The 21,799-nt window shown below is 66.9% G+C and carries 20 protein-coding genes; 7 read left to right on the top strand and 13 right to left on the bottom strand.

Annotation, left to right across the window (positions count from 1 at the left end; genetic code table 11):
* Window positions 1-42 precede the first annotated feature (42 nt).
* The 7 genes from HAV18_RS12880 to HAV18_RS12850 form a co-directional block, all read right to left on the bottom strand.
* Window positions 43-1,500 (bottom strand): OprD family porin, encoded by a 1,458-nt coding sequence (locus HAV18_RS12880; RefSeq protein ID WP_166956074.1) that lies wholly within the window; start codon window positions 1,498-1,500, stop codon window positions 43-45.
* Window positions 1,501-1,660: 160 nt separating this feature from the next.
* Entirely contained in the window at window positions 1,661-2,680 is a 1,020-nt protein-coding gene (locus HAV18_RS12875; protein ID WP_166956071.1) for an ABC transporter ATP-binding protein, read from the bottom strand.
* Window positions 2,677-3,669, bottom strand: coding sequence for an ABC transporter ATP-binding protein (locus tag HAV18_RS12870; RefSeq protein ID WP_166956068.1), 993 nt, complete (start codon window positions 3,667-3,669; stop codon window positions 2,677-2,679). The genes HAV18_RS12875 and HAV18_RS12870 overlap by 4 nt, the downstream gene beginning before the upstream one ends.
* A gap of 1 nt (window position 3,670) precedes the next feature.
* Window positions 3,671-4,573, bottom strand: coding sequence for an ABC transporter permease (locus tag HAV18_RS12865; protein ID WP_166956065.1), 903 nt, complete (start codon window positions 4,571-4,573; stop codon window positions 3,671-3,673).
* Between the two features lie 13 nt (window positions 4,574-4,586).
* Window positions 4,587-5,525, bottom strand: coding sequence for an ABC transporter permease subunit (locus HAV18_RS12860; RefSeq protein WP_027790317.1), 939 nt, complete (start codon window positions 5,523-5,525; stop codon window positions 4,587-4,589).
* 11 nt (window positions 5,526-5,536) lie between these two features.
* The gene (locus tag HAV18_RS12855) at window positions 5,537-7,147 is read right to left on the bottom strand and encodes a peptide ABC transporter substrate-binding protein (protein WP_166956063.1); all 1,611 of its coding nucleotides are present in this window, start codon (window positions 7,145-7,147) and stop codon (window positions 5,537-5,539) included.
* A gap of 179 nt (window positions 7,148-7,326) precedes the next feature.
* The gene (locus HAV18_RS12850; RefSeq protein WP_166956782.1) at window positions 7,327-7,908 is read right to left on the bottom strand and encodes a cupin domain-containing protein; all 582 of its coding nucleotides are present in this window, start codon (window positions 7,906-7,908) and stop codon (window positions 7,327-7,329) included.
* A gap of 500 nt (window positions 7,909-8,408) precedes the next feature.
* Between HAV18_RS12850 and HAV18_RS12845 the strand changes: the two genes are divergently transcribed.
* Window positions 8,409-9,929 carry a peptide MFS transporter gene (locus HAV18_RS12845; RefSeq protein ID WP_166956060.1) on the top strand — a complete coding sequence of 507 codons (1,521 nt, stop codon included), beginning with the start codon at window positions 8,409-8,411 and terminating at the stop codon, window positions 9,927-9,929.
* Window positions 9,930-10,045: 116 nt separating this feature from the next.
* Window positions 10,046-10,252, top strand: a complete 207-nt coding sequence (locus tag HAV18_RS12840; protein WP_166956057.1) for a hypothetical protein — start codon at window positions 10,046-10,048, stop codon at window positions 10,250-10,252.
* A gap of 35 nt (window positions 10,253-10,287) precedes the next feature.
* Here HAV18_RS12840 and HAV18_RS12835 read toward each other — a convergent pair whose 3' ends face one another.
* From HAV18_RS12835 to HAV18_RS12825, 3 genes are all read right to left on the bottom strand, one after another.
* Window positions 10,288-11,409, bottom strand: coding sequence for an OpgC domain-containing protein (locus HAV18_RS12835; protein WP_166956054.1), 1,122 nt, complete (start codon window positions 11,407-11,409; stop codon window positions 10,288-10,290).
* Between the two features lie 406 nt (window positions 11,410-11,815).
* Window positions 11,816-12,715 carry an EamA family transporter RarD gene (rarD, locus tag HAV18_RS12830; protein WP_166956052.1) on the bottom strand — a complete coding sequence of 300 codons (900 nt, stop codon included), beginning with the start codon at window positions 12,713-12,715 and terminating at the stop codon, window positions 11,816-11,818.
* A gap of 15 nt (window positions 12,716-12,730) precedes the next feature.
* A complete protein-coding gene (locus HAV18_RS12825; protein WP_166956050.1) occupies window positions 12,731-13,027 on the bottom strand; it encodes an acylphosphatase in 297 nt (98 codons plus the stop codon).
* Window positions 13,028-13,203: 176 nt separating this feature from the next.
* On the opposite strand from HAV18_RS12825, the gene hpnA reads away from it, so the two are divergent.
* Both hpnA and HAV18_RS12815 read left to right on the top strand, forming a co-directional pair.
* On the top strand, window positions 13,204-14,211 hold the full coding sequence (gene hpnA, locus HAV18_RS12820) for a hopanoid-associated sugar epimerase (RefSeq protein WP_060315772.1): 1,008 nt from the start codon (window positions 13,204-13,206) through the stop codon (window positions 14,209-14,211).
* Window positions 14,212-14,319: 108 nt separating this feature from the next.
* Complete coding sequence (locus tag HAV18_RS12815) at window positions 14,320-15,780, top strand: phage tail protein (RefSeq protein WP_166956048.1); 1,461 nt, start codon at window positions 14,320-14,322, stop codon at window positions 15,778-15,780.
* Between the two features lie 109 nt (window positions 15,781-15,889).
* Here HAV18_RS12815 and HAV18_RS12810 read toward each other — a convergent pair whose 3' ends face one another.
* Window positions 15,890-17,077 carry a glycosyltransferase gene (locus HAV18_RS12810; RefSeq protein ID WP_166956046.1) on the bottom strand — a complete coding sequence of 396 codons (1,188 nt, stop codon included), beginning with the start codon at window positions 17,075-17,077 and terminating at the stop codon, window positions 15,890-15,892.
* A gap of 402 nt (window positions 17,078-17,479) precedes the next feature.
* Here HAV18_RS12810 and ispH point away from each other — a divergent pair, with 402 nt between their 5' ends.
* Together ispH and hpnH are read left to right on the top strand one after the other, a co-directional pair.
* Complete coding sequence (gene ispH / locus HAV18_RS12805; protein WP_166956044.1) at window positions 17,480-18,421, top strand: 4-hydroxy-3-methylbut-2-enyl diphosphate reductase; 942 nt, start codon at window positions 17,480-17,482, stop codon at window positions 18,419-18,421.
* A gap of 12 nt (window positions 18,422-18,433) precedes the next feature.
* The gene (gene hpnH / locus HAV18_RS12800; RefSeq protein WP_166956042.1) at window positions 18,434-19,594 is read left to right on the top strand and encodes an adenosyl-hopene transferase HpnH; all 1,161 of its coding nucleotides are present in this window, start codon (window positions 18,434-18,436) and stop codon (window positions 19,592-19,594) included.
* A 224-nt stretch (window positions 19,595-19,818) separates the two neighbouring features.
* Here hpnH and HAV18_RS12795 read toward each other — a convergent pair whose 3' ends face one another.
* Together HAV18_RS12795 and HAV18_RS12790 are read right to left on the bottom strand one after the other, a co-directional pair.
* The gene (locus tag HAV18_RS12795) at window positions 19,819-20,307 is read right to left on the bottom strand and encodes a hypothetical protein (RefSeq protein WP_166956040.1); all 489 of its coding nucleotides are present in this window, start codon (window positions 20,305-20,307) and stop codon (window positions 19,819-19,821) included.
* A 223-nt stretch (window positions 20,308-20,530) separates the two neighbouring features.
* On the bottom strand, window positions 20,531-20,908 hold the full coding sequence (locus HAV18_RS12790) for a hypothetical protein (protein WP_166956037.1): 378 nt from the start codon (window positions 20,906-20,908) through the stop codon (window positions 20,531-20,533).
* Window positions 20,909-21,409: 501 nt separating this feature from the next.
* On the opposite strand from HAV18_RS12790, the gene HAV18_RS12785 reads away from it, so the two are divergent.
* Window positions 21,410-21,763, top strand: a complete 354-nt coding sequence (locus HAV18_RS12785; RefSeq protein ID WP_166956034.1) for a DOPA 4,5-dioxygenase family protein — start codon at window positions 21,410-21,412, stop codon at window positions 21,761-21,763.
* Window positions 21,764-21,799 lie beyond the last annotated feature (36 nt).

Genomic DNA, 21,799 nt, shown 5'->3' with positions numbered 1-21,799 from the left:
CAGGCCGGCCGTGCGATGCGGGGGCGCCTGCGCCCCCTTCGATCAGAACGCGTGCAGCGGCAGGTTCACGACCAGACGGTACTCGCGGTTCGTCGCGTCCGAGTAGTGTGCCGAACCGTTGTGCCACATCGCGATGAACGTGACCTTCGTATCCTTCAGCTTGCCGCTCTGGAACGTGTACGACGGGATGAAGCCGAACTCGTGGTGACGGCCCTGCACCGGCGCGCCGTTGCTCCAGTAGATGCTCGACTTGCTCGGGTCGTTCGCCGCGCCCGCGCTGCCGTCCGCACCCCAGCCCGTCACGCCCCAGACCATCGCCTTGAAGCCCGGCAGGCCCGCTTCCTTGCCGTAGAACGTGTAACGCAGCTGCAGCGACTTCTCGTGCGGCGCGTTGTAGTCGACGTCCATCGAGTTGGTCAGGAAGATGCCGTTCGTTTCGTTCAGGTAGTCGAAGAACTGGTCGCCGAGCACCTGCTGGAAACCGAGCAGCAGCTCGTGCGGGCCGTGCTGCGCGGCCACCGACAGGCTGTATGCGTTGTTGTCGATCTTGCCCTGCAGCGCATCGCCCGTGTCGTGCGTCGAGTAGACGTTGCCGAAGCCCGTCCACTTGATCGTCTGCGGGCTGCCGATGCTGTGCTTCACCGACGCGTAGTACTGGTGCCACACGTCGTCGGCCTGGTTCGCGTACAGCGCGACTTCGCCGTTCGGCGAGTAGTCCCACGTGCCGCCGACATACGACAGGCGATTGATGCGCGTGCCGCCGTATTGCGTCGTCAGGTTGGTCAGCGTCGTGTGACCGCGCGCGTTGGTCTTCGTGAAGCTGCCGGCCTCGAGCATAACGTTCTTGAATTCATTGCTGACGATCGTCGTGCCGAGGAACGTCGGCGGCAGCGCACGGTTGTCGTGCTGCTCCATGAACGGGTTGTCGACGGCCTGCAGACCGTACTTGATCACCGTGTTCGAGATGCGCGCCTTGATGTCGTAGATGCCCGGATAGGCCCACGCGAGCTGGTTGCCGCCGCCGCCGCCCTTCGCGATGTGCACCATGCTGCCGGCGCCCTGGCCGCCATCGAGCTTCAACGCCGCATACAGCGATGCGTCGAAACCGATACCGATCAGGCCCGTCGTGTAGCCCGACTCGAAGTTCGCCATCGCGCCCTGCACCCATGCGTGGCGATGCGGGCCGCCCTTGCTATCGAGCACGTCCGAATAGTTGCGGAACAGGAAGTCGAGATGGCTGTCGGCAATGAAGCCCTTCGACTTCGACTGGGCCGACGGCTCATCGGGCGGCGTGACGGCCTGGGTCGCTTCGGCATTGACAATGGCGTTCTGTGTCGGTGCGCCCGTGCCGTTGGCCGGTGCGGCCTGTGCGACCGTCAGCGGTGCGGGGGCCGCGTCGTCGGCGTGCGCGACGCCCGTCAGCGAGACACCGGCGAGTGCCGGCAGCCCCCATGCAAGCAGCATTTTCGATGCCGTCCCGATCGTCTTCTGTTTTTTCATCGTAATTCTCGTCTTGTGTTGATATCGTCCACGCCGGTTGCGATCCGCTCCCGGCCCCCCGGCGCGCCCGGTTAAGGACGCGCCTGTACCCGCGGCGCGAAGATCGTTCGCGCCGCACCTACCCCTGTTGACCTGCCTTGGTTATGTTTGCTGCGTCACTTCACGCCACACCCGCGCGGATGCACGCGACACACGCGGCCGACCCCTGCCGAACTTCCGGCAGCGGCACGTCCTGCGCGCACGCATCGATCGCAACCGGGCAGCGCGTGCGGAACGCACAGCCGGACGGCGGGTTGAGTGGCGAGGGCATCTCGCCCGCCAGCAGCATCGGGCGGCGAGCACGCTCGCGCGCCGGCTCCGGCGTCGGCGCCGCATCGAGCAGCGCCTTCGTGTACGGGTGTTGAGGCACGCCGTACACGTCATGCCGCGTGCCGAACTCCATCACGCGGCCGAGATACATCACGAGCACACGCTGGCTGATCGCCTTAACCACGGCGAGATCGTGTGCAACGAACAGATAGGACAACGACAGTTCGCGTTGAAGATCGCGAAGCAGGTTCACGATCTGCGCCTGGATCGACACGTCGAGCGCCGATACGGGCTCGTCGCAGATCACAAGCTTCGGCTCGCCGATCAGCGCGCGTGCGATGCCGACGCGCTGGCACTGTCCGCCGGAAAATTCATGCGGATAACGCAGCAGGTGATGCGCGTTCAGGCCGACGCGCTCCAGCATCGTGACCACACGGCGGCGTACCTCGGCGCGGCCGAGGCCGGCCCGGTGCGTGACGAGCGGCTCCGCGACGACCTGTTCGATCGTCATGCGCGGATCGAGCGACGCGAGCGGATCCTGGAAGATCATCTGCACTTCGCGCCGCATCGTGGAGCCGCGCAGGTGATCGGGCGCCACCGCTTCGCCGCGCCATTTCACGGCGCCGGCCGTCATCGGCACGAGGCCGATCAGCGCGCGCGCAAGCGTCGACTTCCCGCAGCCCGATTCGCCGACGAGCCCGACGGTCTCGCCGCGCTTCACGTCGAACGACACGCCGTCGACGGCGCGCAGCGTCCCCTTCGGCGACCACGGATAGCCGCCGAGCGGCACGCGGAAATGCACTTTCAGACCCTCGACGGACAGCAGCGTGTCGTCCGTCGCGCCGGCATTGCGGCGTTCATTGACGCTCATCGCAGACCTCCCGTCAGATCGGCCACGGGCCGGTGGCACGCGCGCACCGCGCCCACGGCGCCATAGGTTTCGAGCGCAGGGCGCGCCGCGCCGCAGCGTTCTTCCGCATACGTGCAGCGCTTCGCGAACGCGCAGCCGGCCGGCGCGCTGCCGGGCATCGGCGGATTGCCGGGAATCGCGACGAGCGGCGCATCGTCCGCGTCCGTCAGGCGCGGCAGCGCGTTGAGCAGGCCGATCGTGTACGGATGCGACGGCGCCGCGAAAATCGATTCGGCCGGCGCGTATTCGACGGTGCGGCCCGCATACATGACCATCACGTCGTCCGCGAGGCCCGCGACCACGCCCATGTCGTGCGTGATCAGCACGATCGCCGTGCCGCGCTCGCGGTTCAGTTCGCGCAGCAGGTCGATGATCTGGGCCTGCACGGTCACGTCGAGCGCGGTGGTCGGCTCGTCGGCGATCAGGATTTCCGGCTCGGACAGCAGCGCCATCGCGATCATCACGCGCTGGCGCATGCCGCCCGAGAACTCGTGCGGATACATGCGGATACGGCGCGCCGCGTCCGGGATACGCACCGATTCGAGCGCCTCGATTGCGCGCTTCGTGGCTTCCCGGCGCGACAGCTTGCGATGCAGCTGCAGCGTCTCGGTCATCTGCCGCTCGATCGTCAGGAACGGATTGAGCGACGTCATCGGATCCTGGAAGATCATCGCGATCCGGTCGCCGCGCACCTTGTTCAGCGCGCGCCCGTTCATCTCGAGCAGGTTGTCGCCGCGATAGCGCGCGGCGCCGGTCGTCGTGCCGTTGCCGGCCAGCAGGCCGAGCAGCGCCATCACGGTCTGGCTCTTGCCCGAGCCCGATTCGCCGACGATGCCGAGCGTCTTGCCGGCTTCGAGCGAGAACGACACGCCGCTCACGGCGTCGACCGGCGGCGCGTCCTTGCGCGTGAAGCGCACGCCGAGGTTGTCTACTTCAAGCAGTGCACCCATTTCAGCGATCCTTCGGGTCGAGCGCGTCACGCAGGCCATCGCCGACGAAGTTCACGCAGTAGAGCGTCACGCACAGCATGACGGCCGGGGCCAGCAGCAGCCACGGCATCGATTCCAGTTTCTGCGCGCCGTCCTGGATCAGCACGCCCCAGCTCGTCATCGGTTCCTGCACGCCGAGGCCGAGGAACGACAGCACCGATTCGGTCAGCACGATGCCCGGCACCGAGACCGTCGCGTACACGACGACCACGCCGAGCAGGTTCGGCACCACGTGGCGCAGCACGATCGATGCCGGCGACACACCGATTGCGCGCGCCGCATCGACGAACTCGCGGCTGCGCAGCGACAGCGTCTGGCCGCGCACGACACGCGCCATGTCGATCCACGAGAACGCGCTGATGGTCAGCACGACCAGCATGAACGAGCGGCCGAACAGGGTCATCATCAGGATCGCGATCAGCAGGTACGGGATCGCGTACATCATGTCGACGACGCGCATCATCACGGCATCGGTGCGGCCGCCCGCGAAGCCCGCGGTCGCGCCCCACGCGACACCGAACAGGCCCGACACGAGCGTGCCGAGCACGCCGACCTCGATCGATACGCGCCCGCCGATCAGCGTGCGCACGAGGAGGTCGCGGCCGAGTTCGTCGGTGCCGAACCAGTGCTGGTTGGCCCAGGTCGGCGGCAGGCTGATCGCGCCCCAGTCGCTCGCGGCCGGGTCGGCGGTCAGCAGCCACGGGCCGACGAAGCACGCGATCGTGATCAGCGCCAGCAGGACGAGGCTGAACACGGCCGCGCGGTTGTGCAGGAAACGGGCGAACGCGAGCGAAAGCGGCGAGCGCGAACGCGGCGGCGTGTCGGTCTGCACGGGCAGGCCGACGACAGGAGTAGTCGGAGTCATCGCGGTGCCTCGCTCAATAACGGATGCGCGGATCGAGCCACGCGTACGCGAGGTCGACCAGCAGGTTGAACAGCACGGCGCAGACGGTGGTCAGCACGACGAGACCGAGCACGAGCGTGTAGTCGCGGTTGATCGCACCGTTCACGACGAGTTGGCCAAGGCCCGGCAGCGCGAACACCGATTCGGTAACGACGGCCGCGGTGATCGACGAGATGCAGACCGTGCCGACCAGCGACACGACCGGCATCAGCGCCGGCTTCAGCGCGTGGCGCAGCACGATCGTCGAGCCCGGCAGGCCCTTCGCGCGCGCGGTGCGGATGTAGTTGCTCGACAGCGTCTCGATCATCGAGCCGCGCATCACGCGTGCGAGCAGCGACATGTTGATGAAGGTCAGCAGCACGATCGGCAGCAGCCGGTACTGCCAGCCGCCGTCGCCCCAGCCGCCCGCCGGCAGCCAGCCGTTACCGGCCGACGTCTTCAGCAGGATCGCGAAGATCCACACCAGCACGGGGCCGAGCACGAACGGCGGCACGACGTTGCCGATGTTGCCGATCAGCATCACGATGCGGTCGATGAAGCTGTCGCGGCGCACGGCCGCGACGGTGCCGAGCAGCACGCCGAGCCCGATCGAGATCGGGATCGACAGGCCGCCCACGCCGAGACTCACCGGCAGCGCCTTGCGCACCAGGTCGTTCACCGACCAGTCGACGTAACGGAACGACGGACCGAGATCGCCGTGCAGCAGCGCGTTCAGGTACATCAGGTACTGCTTCCACAGCGGCTGGTCGAGGTGATACTTCGCGTTCAGGTTCGCGAGCGTCGCCGCGGACAGCTGCTTTTCCGTATCGAACGGGCCACCGGGCGTCAGGTGCAGCAGCAGGTAGCAGACGGTGACGACCGCGAGGATCGTCGGCACCGCCCACAACGTACGCCTCAATGCGTAGGCCAGCATGATCGCTCCGCTCAGTGCTTGATCACGTACATGTCCTGCGAAGCACGCATGTCGATCACGTTCTTCAGCGAGTAGCCACCGACGTACGGCTTCACGAGACGGTCGGCCGAGTACTGGAACAGCGGCACCATCGGCGTGTCTTTCAGCGCGAGGTCGTGTGCCTGCGTGAGCAGCGCGGCGCGCGCCTTGTCGTCGAGCTTCTGGTTGCCTTCCTCGACGAGTGCGTCGGCCTGCTTGTTGCAGTAGCCGACGGTGTTCTGCGCGCTGCCGCAACGCAGCAGGTCGAAGAACGTCATCGCGTCGTTGTAGTCGGCGAACCAGCCGTCGCGCGCGATCTGCACCTTGCCGTCATGACGCTGCTTCATCAGCACCTTGAACTCGACGTTCTCGAGCTTCGTGTCGATGCCGAGCTTGGTGCGCCATTCGGACGCCGCGAACAGCGCGACCTTCTTGTGCAGGTCGTTGGTGTTGTAGGTCAGCGTGAACGACAGCGGCTTCGCGTCCGAATAGCCGGCCTGCTTCAGCAGGTCCTTCGCGGTCGCGACACGCTTGGCCATCGGCCACGACGCCCAGTCCGGCGTGAACGGCTGCACGCCCTTCGTGCCGTTCGGCATCAGGCCGTACATCGGCTTCTCGCCGGCCTGCGTGAGCTTCTGGGTCAGCACGTCGCGATCGAGCACCATCGACAGCGCCTGGCGCACGCGCTTGTCCTTCAGTGCCGGATCGCTGTTGTTCAGGTAGTAGTAGTACGTCGCGAGCTGCAGGCCCTGGCGCAGTTCGCCGCCGAACTGCTTGCTGACCTGCTGGAAGATCCCCGACGGGATCGAGTAGCTGTAGTCGATCTGGCCGGCCTGGTACATGCGCATCGCCGTCTCGTCGCTCTCGATCGGCAGGTACGTGACCTTGTTGATCACGACCTTCGGCGCATTCCAGTATTTCGCATCCTTCGAGATCACGATGCGGTTGTTCGGCTGCCAGTCGACGAGCTGGTAGGCGCCGTTGCTGACGATGTTGCCCGGGCGCGTCCACGCGTCGCCGAGCTTCGTCACCGTGTCCTTGTTCACCGGCGCGAGCGGCACCATGGCCGTCAGCTCGGGGAAGAACGCGACCGGCACGTCGGTCGTCACTTCCAGCGTGTACGGATCGACGGCGCGCACGCCGAGCGTCGACGGCGCGGCCTTGCCCGCGATGATGTCCTTCGAGTTCTTCACGAACTCGACGAGGATCGTGTACTTCGAGCCCGTCTTCGGATCGACGAGGCGCTGCCATGCATAAACGAAATCGGCGGCCGTCACCGGCTGGCCATTGCTCCACTTCGCGTCATGGCGAAGCTTGAAGATCCACGTCGTCGGCGTCTTGCGTTCCCACGACAGCGCGACACCCGGGACGATCTGGCCGGCTGCGTCGATGCGCGCCAGCCCTTCGAACAGGTCGAGGCCGATCGTGTTGCCGGTCCACGACTCGATGTGCGCGGGGTCGAGCGACTCGACTTCGGCGGGCACCTGGCGCGTCAGGTCCTGTTGAGGAGCGAGCGCGACGTTCGACGGAACGGAAACGGCGTGGGCGACAGGCGTCAGGGCGAGCGCGGCCAGCACGGCCGACATGGCATGCAAGGATTTCATCGTGGCAGTCTTGAGAAGGGTTGTTCGGTGAGCGTCGCGCGGCGGATGCCGCGGCTTACGCGTGAGACGCTGACGGGTGCAGCGATTGAGGAGGCCCGTGATTCTCGTATTGCATTTTAGTATTCCTTACGTTTCTTTCGACAGGTATTCCGTCTTCGAAACGAAGGAATACCTGTGCGTTAGAACAGCCTCGGTGTACCGACCCAGACCACCACCGACTCGATCTTCGCGGTGTTGGCCCAGCTGTGCGGGACCGTCGACTGATAGTGCGAGCTGTCGCCGGCCTGCAGGACGAACGTCTTGCCTTCCAGCGTCAGCGACACTTCCCCTTCAATCACATACAGGAACTCCTCTCCTGCATGTGTCGTCACCTCCGACCGCTTCTGCCCCGGCGGCATCCTCACGAGGATCGCCTCCAGCTGGCGCCCTTCGGATACGTTCGTCAGCCTCGCGAACAGGTTCGCCGAATCGGCGAACCCGAAGAAGCGCAGCTGCTCGCCTCGGCAAACCGAGCGTTCCTCGCTCGGCGTATCCACAAAGTACTGCACCGTCACACCGAGCGCGTGCGCGATACCGGCCAACGATGTCAGCGACGGCGACGCGAGCCCGCGTTCGACTTGAGACAGAAACGGCTTCGAAATCCCCGCGGCGGTAGCGGTGTCGTCGAGCGTGCGCTTGAGTCGTTGGCGCAACGCGCGAATCTTGCTGCCCAGAGCGGCGGCAGCGTCTGCAGCCCGCGAGTTTTCAGTGGGGGGAACCATAGCAGGCCGAAAAGTGATCGTCAAAAAATGTTTGATGGAAAATAACTAAGTTAGAACGATATAGCTTAGTCTTCGGGTTCGCATACGTCTTCGATGTTGAGCCCGGTGCACTAAACGGGACACGAAGCGAGCGAAATGACGCGCTATCTTGCCAGACTCGCCGGCTTCACAGGCAAGCTGCAAGCGGCTCTCCGGGAATCTTCGGAGGGCCGGCACGAAAGCTTACAAATAGATGATGAGACGAATGTTCCTGAAAGCTACTGCCACATTGGGAGTTTCCCTAGGTGGCAGATACGTGACGCACCGGACCGGCAGCCGTTACCATGCGCGCGCCGGTCGGGGCCCCTCCCCGCCACACCAGGCGGAGACCGACCCCGGCCCGGGCTAACCGCCCGACTGATCCATCGCCAGCGCCAAGCCTACCCGGCCCCATTGTGCACCGGCACCAGTTCGACCCCAAGACGACGCGCGATCCGTGCCGTCCGTTTCAAACGAGATTGATGATGCAACCACCCGTTTCACAAACCCGATCGTTCACGACGGTCTTCCTCATCGAAATGTGGGAGCGCTTCGGCTACTACGGCATGGCCGCGCTCCTGGTCCTCTTCATGGTCGACCGGCTCGGTTTCACCGACAGCCATGCGAACCTGACCTGGGGTGCGTTTACCGCACTCGTCTATGCCGCACCGTCGATCGGCGGCTGGATCGGCGACAAGGTGCTCGGCGCCCGCCGCACGATGATCATCGGCGCTGCCGTGCTGTGCACCGGCTACCTGATGCTTTCGGTACCGAACGACCAACTGACGTACATGTATGCGTCGCTCGGCGTGATCGTCGTCGGCAACGGCCTGTTCAAGGCCAACGCGGCGAACCTCGTGCGCCGCATCTATGAAGGCGACGACGCGCGCATCGACAGCGCGTTCACGATCTACTACATGGCGGTCAACATCGGCTCGACGGTGTCGATGCTCGCGACGCCGTGGATCAAGGATCACTGGGGCTGGCACGCTGCGTTCGCGGTCTGCTGCGGCGGCATGCTGCTCGCGATCTTCAACTTCATGCTGATGCATCGCACGCTCGCGCACGTCGGCTCGCTGCCCGACGACCAGCCGATCCGCTGGAAACGCCTCGGCGCGGTCGCGCTGGGCGGTGTCGGGCTCGCGCTGGTCACGCTGTACGTGCTGCAGCACAAGCAGCTCGCGGTCGCCAGCGTGTGGACGGCAGCGTTCGCGATCCTCGCGATCTTCGCATACATGATCGCGAAGTCGGAGCGCTCGGAGCGCGCGGGCCTGATCGCGGCGCTCGTGCTGATCGGCCAGGTGATCCTGTTCTTCATCTTCTACGTGCAGATGTCGACGTCGCTGACGCTGTTCGCGCTGCGCAACGTCGATCCGCGCTTCATGCTGTTCGGCACGACGCTGTTCACGTGGAGCGCCGCGCAGTTCCAGGCGCTGAACCCGATCTGGATCATGCTGCTGAGCCCGGTGCTCGTGTGGGTCTACAACGCCGTCGCGAAGGGCGGCCGTGACCTGCCGGTCGCCGCGAAGTACGCACTGGGCTTCGGCGCAGTGGCCGCGGGCTACCTGGTGTTCACGATCAGCGGCCGCTACGCGGTCGACGGCCGCGTGTCGTCGTGGTTCATGGTGTGGGGCTACGGCCTCTACTCGCTCGGCGAACTGCTGGTGAGCGGCCTCGGCCTCGCGATGATCGCCCGCTACGTGCCGGCGCGCATGAGCGGCTTCATGATGGGTGCGTACTTCGTCGCGACGGGCGTGTCGCAGTATCTGGGCAGCGTCGTCGCGAACTTCGCGCAGATGCCGTCGCACGAACTGCCGGCCACCGAATCGCTGCCGCTCTACCTGTCGCTGTTCGAGAAGCTCGGCTGGCTCGCCGCGATCGGCATGCTGCTCGCGCTGCTGCTGCTGCCGCTGATGAACCGCCTGTCGCGCCAGCACCAGCGTTGTGCAGAAGAGCGCCGCGAGGAATCGCTGCAGGCGCAGGGCGTCGCCACGGCCCAGTAAGGGCTATCCCTCGGCGTGCGGCCTGCACGCCACATTCTCCCGCCAGCTGGGCAATTGCGTCCTACACTGGTTGCAAGCAGTGCATCCGCCGCGATGCGCACTGGCGGGAGAAGACCATGAAAAGCAAGACCACGAGGCTCCTGAGGATCCTCTCGGACATCCGGTACGCGCAGCGATGCACTGCGCTGCGCGCCGCCCGGGCGGCTGCCGAAGCCGACGCGGTACTCGCGGAACGCGACGATCCGGCGCCCGACGAATGCGACGACGCCGAATCCGACGACGCAACCGCCGTTCCCCGCTCCCGTATCGGCTCACCTCACTGACGCTACGCGGCACGTTCCGTGCCCTCCCGCGCCGCTCACGCGGCCGCGCTGCGCCACCGCGCGATCCACGTTCCCGAACCGGCCACGGCCATCATCAGCCCGAGCGCGCACGCGTCGGCCGCGAGGCCCACGCCGACATGCCGCAGGTCGGCACTGCGCACGACCGGATGCAAGAGCGAATCGATGACGAGCGAGATCGCCGCGCCCGCGACGAAGCAGATCAGCCCGCGCTGCCCCACGGCCACGACGGGCCGCACGCCCTGCGCGATCCGCGCGATCCAGCCGAAGCGCACGCAATCGGCCATCAGCCACGCGATGGCCGCGAAACTCACGACGCGCGGCAGCGCGAGATCGCGCTTGAACACGCCTTCCGGCAACGGCAGATCCGAAAACAGCTTGTAGCTCGCGCAACCGAGCACGACCGCGCATGCGAGCCCGGTCGCCGCGGCCCCCCAGCGGCCGAGCGCGATGCGCCGGTAGAACGGCTGGCAGCGCGCGAGCACGCCGGCGACGAACATCAGTTGCCACGCGAACGGATTGAAACTCCAGCGGAATCCGTCGGTATCCAGCAGCTCGGGGCCGAGCCAGCCCGCCGCGATCCACGACGCGATGCCGAGCGTGACGAGCAGCCACGGATGCCGGCGCGCGAACGGCACGAGCACCGGCGACGCGAGTGCGAACAGCACGTACATCGGCAGCACCGACGCGAGATACGGCTGGCGCTGGAACGTCAGCAGCTCGGCTGCGCCCGTGAGCGGCGAGGCGAGCATCACGCTGACGTCGTCGAGCGCGAGATTCGGCGCATCGATCCCGTAGTGGTCGAGCACGGCCGACACGACGAGCATCAGCGTCGATGTCGCGAGAAACGCGCGATAGATCTGCATCGCGCGGCGCACGAAGCGCCGTTGCGCAGCACGCGCGCCGTGCCGTTCGGCGATCGCGCCATAGGCGCTCGCGGTCGCGAAGCCGCCGAGAAAGACGAAGACCTCGGCCGCGTCGCACAGCGCGAACGCGTGCAGCGTGACGCGCGACAGCACGCTCGCGCCGATGTGATCGACGACGATCATCAACAGCACGATGCCGCGGAAGAAATCGACTTCGATCAGGCGGCCGCTGCGTGACGGCTGAACCGTGGCGGGCGGCACGCTCAACGCCATGAGCGCACCTGCACGACAGTGGTGCGGCACGCACCGGGGAATGGATCGGGAAGGAGAAGGCGAGCGGGATCAGCCGCGATACGCGTATGCCCGTATCGCGCCAACCCGGCCGGCCAGGCACGGGGATGACCGTTCATTGAAAGGCTGCATACGAAGGGAAGTCGGTGAGGCCAGTCTAATGGCCGATCAGGAGCGACCCTAAGTAACAAAGTGCAACCGAATCTTCTGTTCGATTACACGCGCGAGCCTTGTGGCGCAAAGCAGGCAGCATCGCCAGACTCACGTCAGCGCGACGCCAGTTTGCGGTCAGCATGAGGTGTTCGACCGCCGCGCGACCGCCGCGCGACTGCCATGCGATGCGCGATGCGCGGCACGTTCCGCGCCGCCGCCGCATCGCGATCGACGCTTATCCGCGTGCGGGCAGGCGCCGCATCAGCATCGCGCTGTGCCACGCGGTCAGCGCCACGGCAACCCAGATCGGCCCGTACGTCGCGAGCTTCGCGACGCTCAGCGTTTCGCCGAGCAGCAGTAGCGACACCGCGACGAGCAGCACGGGCTCGACGTAGCCGAGAATCCCGAACAATGCCATCGGCAACATCCGGCTCGCCTTCAGGTAGCTCGCGAGCGCGAGCGTGCTGAGCACGCCGAGCCCCGGCAGCAGCGCGGCCCACAGCACCGGATGGTCGGCCACGCGCGTCGCGCTCGTCGCGACCATCGCGAACGCGATCGGGCACAGCAGCGCGATCTCGACTGCGAACGCGGCGAGCGAATCGGCGTTGATCCGCCGACGCAGCACGAAATACGGCGGATAGCCGAGCGCGACGACGAGCGTCGGCCACGCGAACGCGCGCGTCGCCCACACCTCGTGCGCGACGCCGAGCGCGGCGCACGCGACTGCCGCCCATTGCAGCGGATCGAGCCGTTCGTGATAGTAGAAGCGGCCGACGAGCACCATCGTCAGCGGCAGCAGGAAATAGCCGAGCGACACTTCGAGCATGCGGCCGTGCAGCGGCGCCCACAGGAACAGCCACAGCTGCACGCCGAGCAGCGCTGCACTCACCGGCAATGCGATCAGCAGACGCCAGTCGCGCACACAGCGGCGCACGAGTTCGACGAGTGCCGGCCAGCGGCCGCGCAGCGCGATCAGCGCGAGCGCGCCCGGCGCGGTCCACAACACGCGCCACGCGAAGATGTCGAGCCCCGTGAGCGGCGCGAGCAGTTTCGCGTAGGCCGACATCAGCGCGAACAGCATCGACGCCATCACCGACAGCATGAGGCCGCGCCCGGCCTCCGGATATCCCGTCATGGGGTTCGCGCCGCCTTATTGCTGCTGGAAGCGCTCGAAGCGCCGTTCGGTCAGGCGCTCCTCGAACGTCACCTCGGTCACGCGCGCGGCCGGCGGCCCGTGACGCAGCCACGCGAGCATCCGGTCGATCTGCGCGCCGGGGCCCTGGATCATCGCTTCGACAGTGCCGTCCTCGAGATTCGCGACCCAGCCGCGCAGCTTCAGCGCATGCGCCTCGCGCACCGTCGCATGACGGAAGCCGACGCCCTGCACGACGCCGCGCACCCGCACGTAGTAGGTCTCGATCCGTTCGTCCAGTTCATTGCGGCTCATCGCGTCGCCCTCCCGTTGCATTCAAGCCCGGCATTGTAGTCGCGTCGGCCGCTTCGCACACGGGCCAGGGCCTGCTCACACCCGTCACGGCCTTGCGTCGCCGCGCGCGCCGACCACGTACAATCTCGCCGACGCTCAACCGCCGCGCCGCTCGCGCGCGGCCCCGAAGGAAACGCATGACTGATACCTCCCGCGATCTCGTTCTCGTCACCGGCGCGTCCGGTTTCGTCGGCTCGGCCGTCGCGCGCATTGCGCAGCAGAAAGGCTATGCGGTGCGCGTGCTCGTGCGCCCGACCAGCCCGCGCACGAACGTCGCGGATCTCGACGCCGAGATCGTCACCGGCGACATGCGCGACGAGGCATCGATGCGCGCCGCCCTGCGCGGCGTGCGCTACCTGCTGCATGTCGCGGCCGACTACCGGCTATGGGCGCCCGATCCCGACGAAATCGAGCGTGCGAACCTCGAGGGGGCGGTCGCGACGATGCGCGCGGCACGCGCGGAAGGCGTCGAGCGGATCGTCTACACGAGCAGCGTCGCGACGCTGAAGGTGACGAGTGCCGGCGATCCGTCCGACGAAAACCGGCCGCTCACGGCGGAGCAGGCGATCGGTGTCTACAAGCGCAGCAAGGTGCTCGCGGAACGTGCGGTCGAGCGGATGATCGCCGACGAAGGGCTGCCGGCCGTGATCGTCAACCCGTCGACGCCGATCGGCCCGCGCGACGTGAAGCCGACGCCGACCGGCCGCATCATCGTCGAGGCCGCGCTCGGCAAGATTCCCGCGTTCGTCGACACGGGGCTGAACCTCGTGCACGTCGACGATGTCGCGCACGGCCACTTCCTCGCGCTCGAGCGCGGCCGGATCGGCGAGCGCTACATCCTCGGCGGCGAGAACCTGCCGCTGCAGCAGATGCTCGCCGACATCGCGCAGATGACGGGCCGCAAGGCGCCGACGATCGCGCTGCCGCGCTGGCCGCTCTACCCGCTCGCGATCGGTGCGGAAGCGGTCGCGAAGTTCACGAAGAAGGAGCCGTTCGTCACCGTGGACGGGCTGCGGATGTCGAAGAACAAGATGTATTTCACGTCCGCGAAGGCCGAGCGCGAACTCGGCTACCGTGCACGCCCGTACCGCGAAGGGCTGCGCGATGCGCTCGACTGGTTCGGCTCTGCGGGCTACCTGAAGTAACACAAAGCGGCGTGCTTCACGCCGCTTTGCGCACTTTGTTACACGACCCGCGCGGCCCGGTACCGGCGCAGCGGGTAAAATCGCGGGTCTTACGCAGAGAAGACACGCATGAACCTGAACGATCAGATCGCTTCGCTCACCATGGGCGTCGATCAGCTGCTCCACGATCACCACGCCGCGCAGCAGGCGGCCCGTAGCGCGGAAGCCTTCGCGCGCGCCGCAGCGGCGGAAGCCCAGGCTGCGGCAGAACGTCACGCCGCCGCGGAAACCGAAGCGCAGAGCGCCGCGCAACGCCACACGGCCGCCGCCGCCGATGCCGAGGCCGCGCAGCAGCGCCACGCCAGCGCGACCGCCGCCGCCGAAGCCGCCGCCCAGCGTCATACCGATGCCACCGCGCAAGCCGAAGCCGCCGTGCAACGCCATGCGGAAGCCACCGCGCTGACCGAAGCACTCGCACAGCGTCACGCGGATGCGGAGGCTGCCTCGCAGCGCCACGCGGCAGCGATCGCCGAAGCCGAGGCCGCCGCGCAGCGTCATCACGCTGCCGCCACCGAAGCCGATGCGGCCGCGCAGCGCCATGCGGCCGCGACCGTCGAAGCCGAGGCCGCCGCAAAGCGTCACGCGGAAGCGACCGCCGGAGCCGAAACGGCCACGCAGCGTCACGCGGCCGCCATCGCCGAAGCCGAAGCCGCCGCGCAGCGCCACACGGCTGCGATCGCCGAAGCAGAAGCGCTCGCGCAGCAGCACACGCAGGCCATCGCGGAAACGCAGGCCGCCGCGCAGCGTCATGCCGACGCCACCGCCGCGGCCGAAGCCGTCACGCAGCGCCATACCGAAGCGATCGCGCAGGCCGAGGCGGCCGCGCAACGCCACGCCGATGCCACCGCGCAGGCCGAGGCCGTCACGCAACGCCATACCGAAGCGATCGCCCAAGCCGAAGCGGCTGCGCAGCACCACGCGAAGGCCATCGCCGACGCGGAGGCGCTGGTCGAGGCCGTCGTCAAGGAAGCCGCGACGGGCGCCGTTGCCGCCACGACCGTTGCGGCGGAAGCCGTCGAACCTGCACCGGCCGATACGCCGGCGGCGGAACCGGCCGTGAACGCGCCGGTGCCCGCGCCGGCCGCAGCCGAAGCAGTGGAGGCAACGACCGACGCCGAAACGGCAATCGTCGCGACGGCGCAAGCCGAAACGCCGGTTGATGGTGAAGCCGAAGCCGACGCCGCCGCCCCCCCGGCCCCGTCCGACAAATCGACGCTGCACGTGTCGCGTCCGACGCAGAACGAACTTACGCTGACCGTCAACGGCGAATCGATCACGCTGCATCCGGAGCAACTGGGCCAGTTGATCGAGGAACTCGCGCATGCGCGCGCGTCGATGCAGCCGGAGCCGCCGTCCGGCATCCCGGCCGGCTGGCGCTTCGTGACGACGAAGAACCCGATGATGGCCGTGCAGAAGCAGTCGAACGGCGACCGCCTGCTGGTCGCCCGCCACACGGGCTACGGCTGGGTGCCGTTCACGTTCTCGCCGGACATCGTGGTCCAGATGTACATGATGCTGACCCAGCGCTAAGCACCGGCAAGCCGCACCGCCGAAAACGAAACAGCCCGACCGGTTTCCACCGATCGGGCTGTTCGTTTTGCGGCTGCCGGGGCCGGGAGGCACGCCTCCCGGGAAACGCTCAGCGATCCACCGGCGCCTGCACGCGCGCCTTCCACTGGCCGCCCTTGCCGCGCCAGTAGCGCCACGCGGACGCGAACGTCGCGCCCACATAGAACAGCGCGACGAGCGGCAGCGCGGGCGCCCACAGCGGCGAGCGCCGGTAGTAGCGCAGCATCGGCGCATACGCGGCGCACATCGACGCCCACGCGAGCCACGCCGGCCAGGCGTGCGCGCCGTACGCGAGCGCCGCGGCGGGCGGCACGAGATAGATGATCGTCATCCCGAGCAGTGTGCCGGCCAGCAGCAGCGGCGAATAGTGCAGCTGCGTGAACGCAGTGCGCGCGATCATGTTCCAGATGTCGCGCCAGCTGTCGTACGGGCGCAGCGACACGCTGCGGTCGGCCAGGTCGAGCCGGATCGGATGGCGGCCGCTGCCGCGGTGCTTGATCTGCGCGGCGAGGCTGCAGTCGTCGATCAGCGCGCCGCGGATCGACTCGATGCCGCCCGCTTCCTCGAGCGCCGTGCGCTTCACCAGCATGCAGCCGCCCGCGGCGCCGGCCGTCCGGTTGCGCGGGTTGTTGATCCACGAGAACGGGTAGAGCTTCGCGAAGAAGAACACGAACGCCGGGATCAGCGCCTTTTCCCAGAACGAATCGCAGCGCAGCCGCACCATCAGCGACACGAGATCGCGGTTTTCGGCCTGCGCGCGCGTGACGAGCTGCGCGACGGCGTCGGGCGGATGGCCGATGTCGGCATCTGTCAGCAGCAGGTAGTCGGCCGGCAGGCCGAGCGTCTGCACCGCGGCGATCCCCTGCGACTGCGCCCACACCTTGCCCGACCAGCCGGCCGGCAGCGGCTTCGCGGCCAGCACCGTCAGCCGGTCGGCGCGATTGACGGCGAGCGCGGCCGCGCGGGCCGCGTCGGCGGTACCGTCGTCGCTGTGGTCATCGACAATGATCAGATGAAAATTGCCCGGGTAATCCTGCTCGAGCAGCGAAGTCGCCGCACGGGCAATCACGTCGGCCTCGTTGCGTGCCGGCACGACCGCGACGACGGCCGGCCAGCCGGCCTCGGCAGCAGCCCCGCGCGCCTCGGGCGGCAGCGGCCGCGCGGGCTGTGCGCGCCAGAAGCCGCCGCGCGCGACGAGCAGCACGATCCAGATCATCAGCGACAGGCCGGACACCAGGAAAGCGAGAACCAGCATCATCGGCACGCCTCCAGCCGGGCGCCAGCCTCGGCAAAATCAATGGGGGTCAGGAACAAAGCACCCGAAACCGGACGGGCGGACGGGTAATACGCGTAAGAATCGACGGTCATCGAATGGCCTTGAAATGAGCGCGACGCCGGGCAGCCGGAGCGGCTGCCCGCGAAACCGCATAGTTTACTGGGTTCCGCGCGCGCCAGCGCCGACGCGGCTCTCCCGCAAATGCAACACGGCAGACACAGCGCCAAAGCAAGGACGGCCCGATAGAGTTAAAATGCGCGATTAATTCGGGGTTCCGGGGCCTGGCCGGCCGGTTCGTTCCTGCCTTCATAACATCAAGCCGGGGCGAGCGAGCGAGTGCCAGCTCCTTGAACCCCGGCGTCTGTCGTCGGAGTTCGCTCACCTATGCGAGTCATCCTTGCCCAGCCCCGTGGCTTTTGTGCGGGGGTTGTCCGTGCGATCGAAATCGTCGATCGCGCGCTGCAACAGCACGGTGCGCCGGTCTATGTGCGTCATGAGATCGTGCATAACCGGCATGTCGTCGAAAATCTGCGTAATAAAGGGGCGCGATTCGTTGAGGAGCTCGACGAGGTGCCCCACGGCGCTGTCGCGATCTTCAGCGCGCACGGTGTCGCCCAGACGGTCGAGCGCGACGCGGAAACGCGCGGGCTCGACGTGCTCGACGCCACCTGCCCGCTCGTCACGAAAGTGCACGTGCAGGGCCGCCAGTACGTCGCGGCGGGCCGCCGGCTGATCCTGATCGGCCATGCGGGCCACCCGGAAGTCGAGGGTACGATCGGCCAGATTCCGGCCGAGGTGATCCTCGTGCAAAGCGAAGCAGAAGTCGATACGCTGACGCTGCCCGTCGACACGCCGGTCGCGTACATCACGCAGACCACGCTGTCGGTCGACGATACGCGCGGCATCATCGAGGCGCTGCAGCGCCGGTTCACCGACATCGTCGGCCCGGACACGCGTGACATCTGCTACGCCACGCAGAATCGTCAAGCTGCCGTGCGCGAGCTGAGCGAACAGGTTGACGTGCTGCTCGTGGTCGGTGCGACGAACAGTTCGAACTCGAACCGCCTGCGCGAGATCGGCACCGAAAGCGGTGTGCCGAGCTACCTCGTCGCCGACGGTTCGGAAGTAAAGGCCGAATGGTTCGCGAATGCGAAGACCGTGGGCCTGACCGCCGGGGCGTCCGCGCCCGAGGAGATGGTCGAAGATGTAATCGGCGCGTTGCGCGCACTGGGTCCCGTCGACGTCACGACGATGGCGGGCCGTGAGGAAAAAGTCGAATTCAAGCTGCCGGCGAAGCTCACGCAAGCTGTCGCCCGCGAAGTTTAAGGAGGACATCTCTTGTCTATTCCGCTGCTCCAGCAAGTCCGCGTCGGCGCGTACATCACGCGCCAACACCTGTCCGGCAACAAACGCTATCCGCTCGCGCTGATGCTCGAGCCGCTGTTCCGCTGCAACCTCGCGTGCAACGGCTGCGGCAAGATCGATTACCCGGATCCCATCCTGAACCAGCGTCTGTCCGTCCAGGAATGCCTGGAAGCGGTCGACGAGTGCGGCGCACCGATCGTGTCGATCGCCGGCGGCGAGCCTTTGCTGCACAAGGAAATGCCGGAAATCGTCCGCGGCATCATGAAGCGCAAGAAGTTCGTCTACCTCTGCACGAACGCGCTGCTGATGGAAAAGAAGATGGACGACTACCAGCCGAGCCCGTACTTCGTCTGGTCGGTCCACCTCGACGGCGACCAGCAGGCGCACGATCACTCGGTGTCGCAGGAAGGCGTGTACGACAAGGCGGTCGCGGCGATCAAGGAAGCGAAGCGCCGCGGCTTCCGCGTGAACATCAACTGCACGCTGTTCAACGATGCAGTGCCCGAGCGCGTCGCGAAGTTCTTCGATACGCTGGGGCCGATCGGCGTCGACGGCATCACCGTGTCGCCGGGCTACGCGTATGAGCGCGCACCGGACCAGCAGCACTTCCTGAACCGCGACAAGACGAAGAACCTGTTCCGCGAGATCCTGAAGCGCGGCGAAGGCGGCAAGCGCTGGTCGTTCAGCCAGTCGTCGCTGTTCCTCGACTTCCTGGCCGGCAACCAGACGTACAAGTGCACGCCGTGGGGCAACCCGGCGCGTACGGTGTTCGGCTGGCAGAAGCCGTGCTACCTGGTCGGCGAAGGTTACGTGAAGACCTTCAAGGAACTGATGGAAGACACGAACTGGGACAACTACGGCGTCGGCAACTACGAGAAGTGCGCGGACTGCATGGTCCACTGCGGCTTCGAAGCGACCGCCGTGATGGACACGATGGCGCATCCGCTGAAGGCGTTCGCCGTGAGCCGCAAGGGCATCAAGACCGACGGCCCGTTCGCACCGGACATTCCGATCGACAAGCAGCGTCCGGCCGAGTACGTGTTCTCGCGCCACGTCGAGATCAAGCTCGAGGAAATCCAGCGCGCCGGCAAGGGCAAGCTGCAGAAGCCGGCGAAGCCGGCAGCCGCCGCTTAAGCGCGTTTCGCCACGCGGGGGCCTTGCCTCCGCGCCGGCGGAAAAAATGAAGCGCCACGGAGCCTGCTCCGTGGCGCTTTTGTTTTGGGCCGCGGTGTCGAGTCGCGTTCCGCCGTCACCGTATGGCCGCGACAGCCGCGCAATCGCTGCTTCGGCGATTGCGGCGGCCGCGCCGGTGCGACCGGCCCTGTCTCCTCCATCCTCCCTGCGAAACCGGTGCGACGCTACACGGCCAGCGAATCGGCCATATGCACGCGCATCTTCTCCGCCGCGCCCGCGACGAGCGCCGGCTGGCCGCTCGACGCGAACGTGCAGACGTGCTCCCACAGCTCGGCCAGCCGATGCCGCGTGAGCGTCGTGACGCACGTGTCGTTCGCCGCGAGCACGTGCTCGAGCACCGCGCATTCGTCGTCGTGCAACGTCCATGCACCGCCTTGCGCCGCGCGCGCCACACCTGCATCGAGTGCACGCTCCGCGTCGACGCACAGGTCGATGTCGGCCTCTGCGCACACCGCATCGTCGAGCGCCAGGAACACCAGGTAGACGCTCGTGCGCAAGCGCATCAGCAGCGCCTCGTTGCCATGCCCGCCACGCAGCGCGACGAGCGCCATATGGCATTTCAGCGAGATGTCGCGTGCATGCACGGGCGGCAGCGGCAGCAGCCACTCGCGGGTCAGCGGCACGTGGCGGCGGTGCTTCCGGGTACTTTTCATGATTGCCTCCCGCTTGCGGGCGCATCGCTCGCCGCGACGGCCGGGCATGCGATGCGGCACGCAACGGCATCACGGCGCGCTTGGCGGGGGTACTTCGCACGACGCCGCGCGCCGTGCCCATCGTCGCGCCGCTGCGTCGCGCGCGCGGCCGGCAACCGGCGCGGCGCCGACGCACGCACGACGGCGGCAAATCGGATCGGGCAAGCCATGCTCGTCTCTTGCATCAGAACGTGTTCTCGCCCTTCAGGTAGTACGCGGTCTTCACGAAGAACGCCTTGATCGGATGGCCGCCCTGCACGTCGCGTGCGGCGCGCGCTTGCATCTCGGCCCGCTCTTCGCGCGACCGGTCCGGCACCGGATTGCGGACACGTTCGAGCGCACGCTGCATCGCGAGCGGATAGTCCTGGTTGCCGGCCGACGTCGCGCGATAGCCGGCACGCGTCATCTGCATCAGTTGTGCGTCGGTTTCGGCACGCGCCGTCCACCAGCTCGACAGTGAGGCATTCGATGCCCCGTCGGAAACGGCCGACTGCGCAAAGCTGACCGCGGGCAGCGCAACGAGTGCACAGGAAAGTACAGCAACGGGAACGAGGGATCGCATAGTGGCCTCCAGGTGGTTGTCCCCGCATCGATCGTGTTCGACGATGCGTTGAATGCATCGTATGTCGCGCTGCATTCCGCTTGAATAGCCGAATCCGCAATTGATTTTTTCGGCTTCGGAATTCGGCGCGCAAACCGCGTCGCGCGCGAATCCCGCCAAACCGGAATTTCTTTATTTCATTCAACGTCCTGATCGCATTTGTTCAGACGATCCGAGGCGGTACACCCAGCGCTTTTTCAATTTCCGAAATGACGTGTTGCCGATGCGATCGCGCCGGCGCACCTGCCGACAAGGCTTCCGGCGTGATATCGCGCGTGTGGATATCTCCGGATATCGCAAACCTCGGCCTTGTCCGATCGAACGGTTCTTGTGATTCAGGACAAGCCTTCGCATCCGGATTGCCGGATTGCGACACGACGCGTGCGGCAAGGACGCGCGATAATCACGCATCGGCCGTTTCGCGCGGCACTTCATGCATTCCCATTTTCATCGAGTCCTGCCATGGCTGCCCTCGACACCACCGCCATCCACAGTTGGCACGCGCATGTCTATTTCGATGCAGCCAGCCGCGACGCGGCCTGGGCGTTTCGCCAGGTCGTCGACGAACGGTTCGGCGCGGTCATCGAACTCGGCCGCTTTCACGAACGCCCCGTCGGCCCGCACCCGGCGTGGTCGTACCAGATCGCGTTCGACGCCGCGCGCTTCGACGACATCGTGCCGTGGCTCGTGCTGAACCACGGCACGCTGGATATCTTCCTGCATCCGAATACGAGCGACGAACTGCGTGACCATCGCGATTGCGCGGTGTGGATCGGGAAGTCGTACGTGCTGAACCTCGACGCGCTGGCCGGATAACAGCCGGCACGCGCCGCCCTCGTCGCGGCGACATCC

This window comes from Burkholderia sp. D-99, assembly GCF_011605345.1.
In the GTDB taxonomy this organism is placed as follows: domain Bacteria; phylum Pseudomonadota; class Gammaproteobacteria; order Burkholderiales; family Burkholderiaceae; genus Burkholderia.
This window is presented reverse-complemented; position numbering and strand designations above follow the sequence as displayed.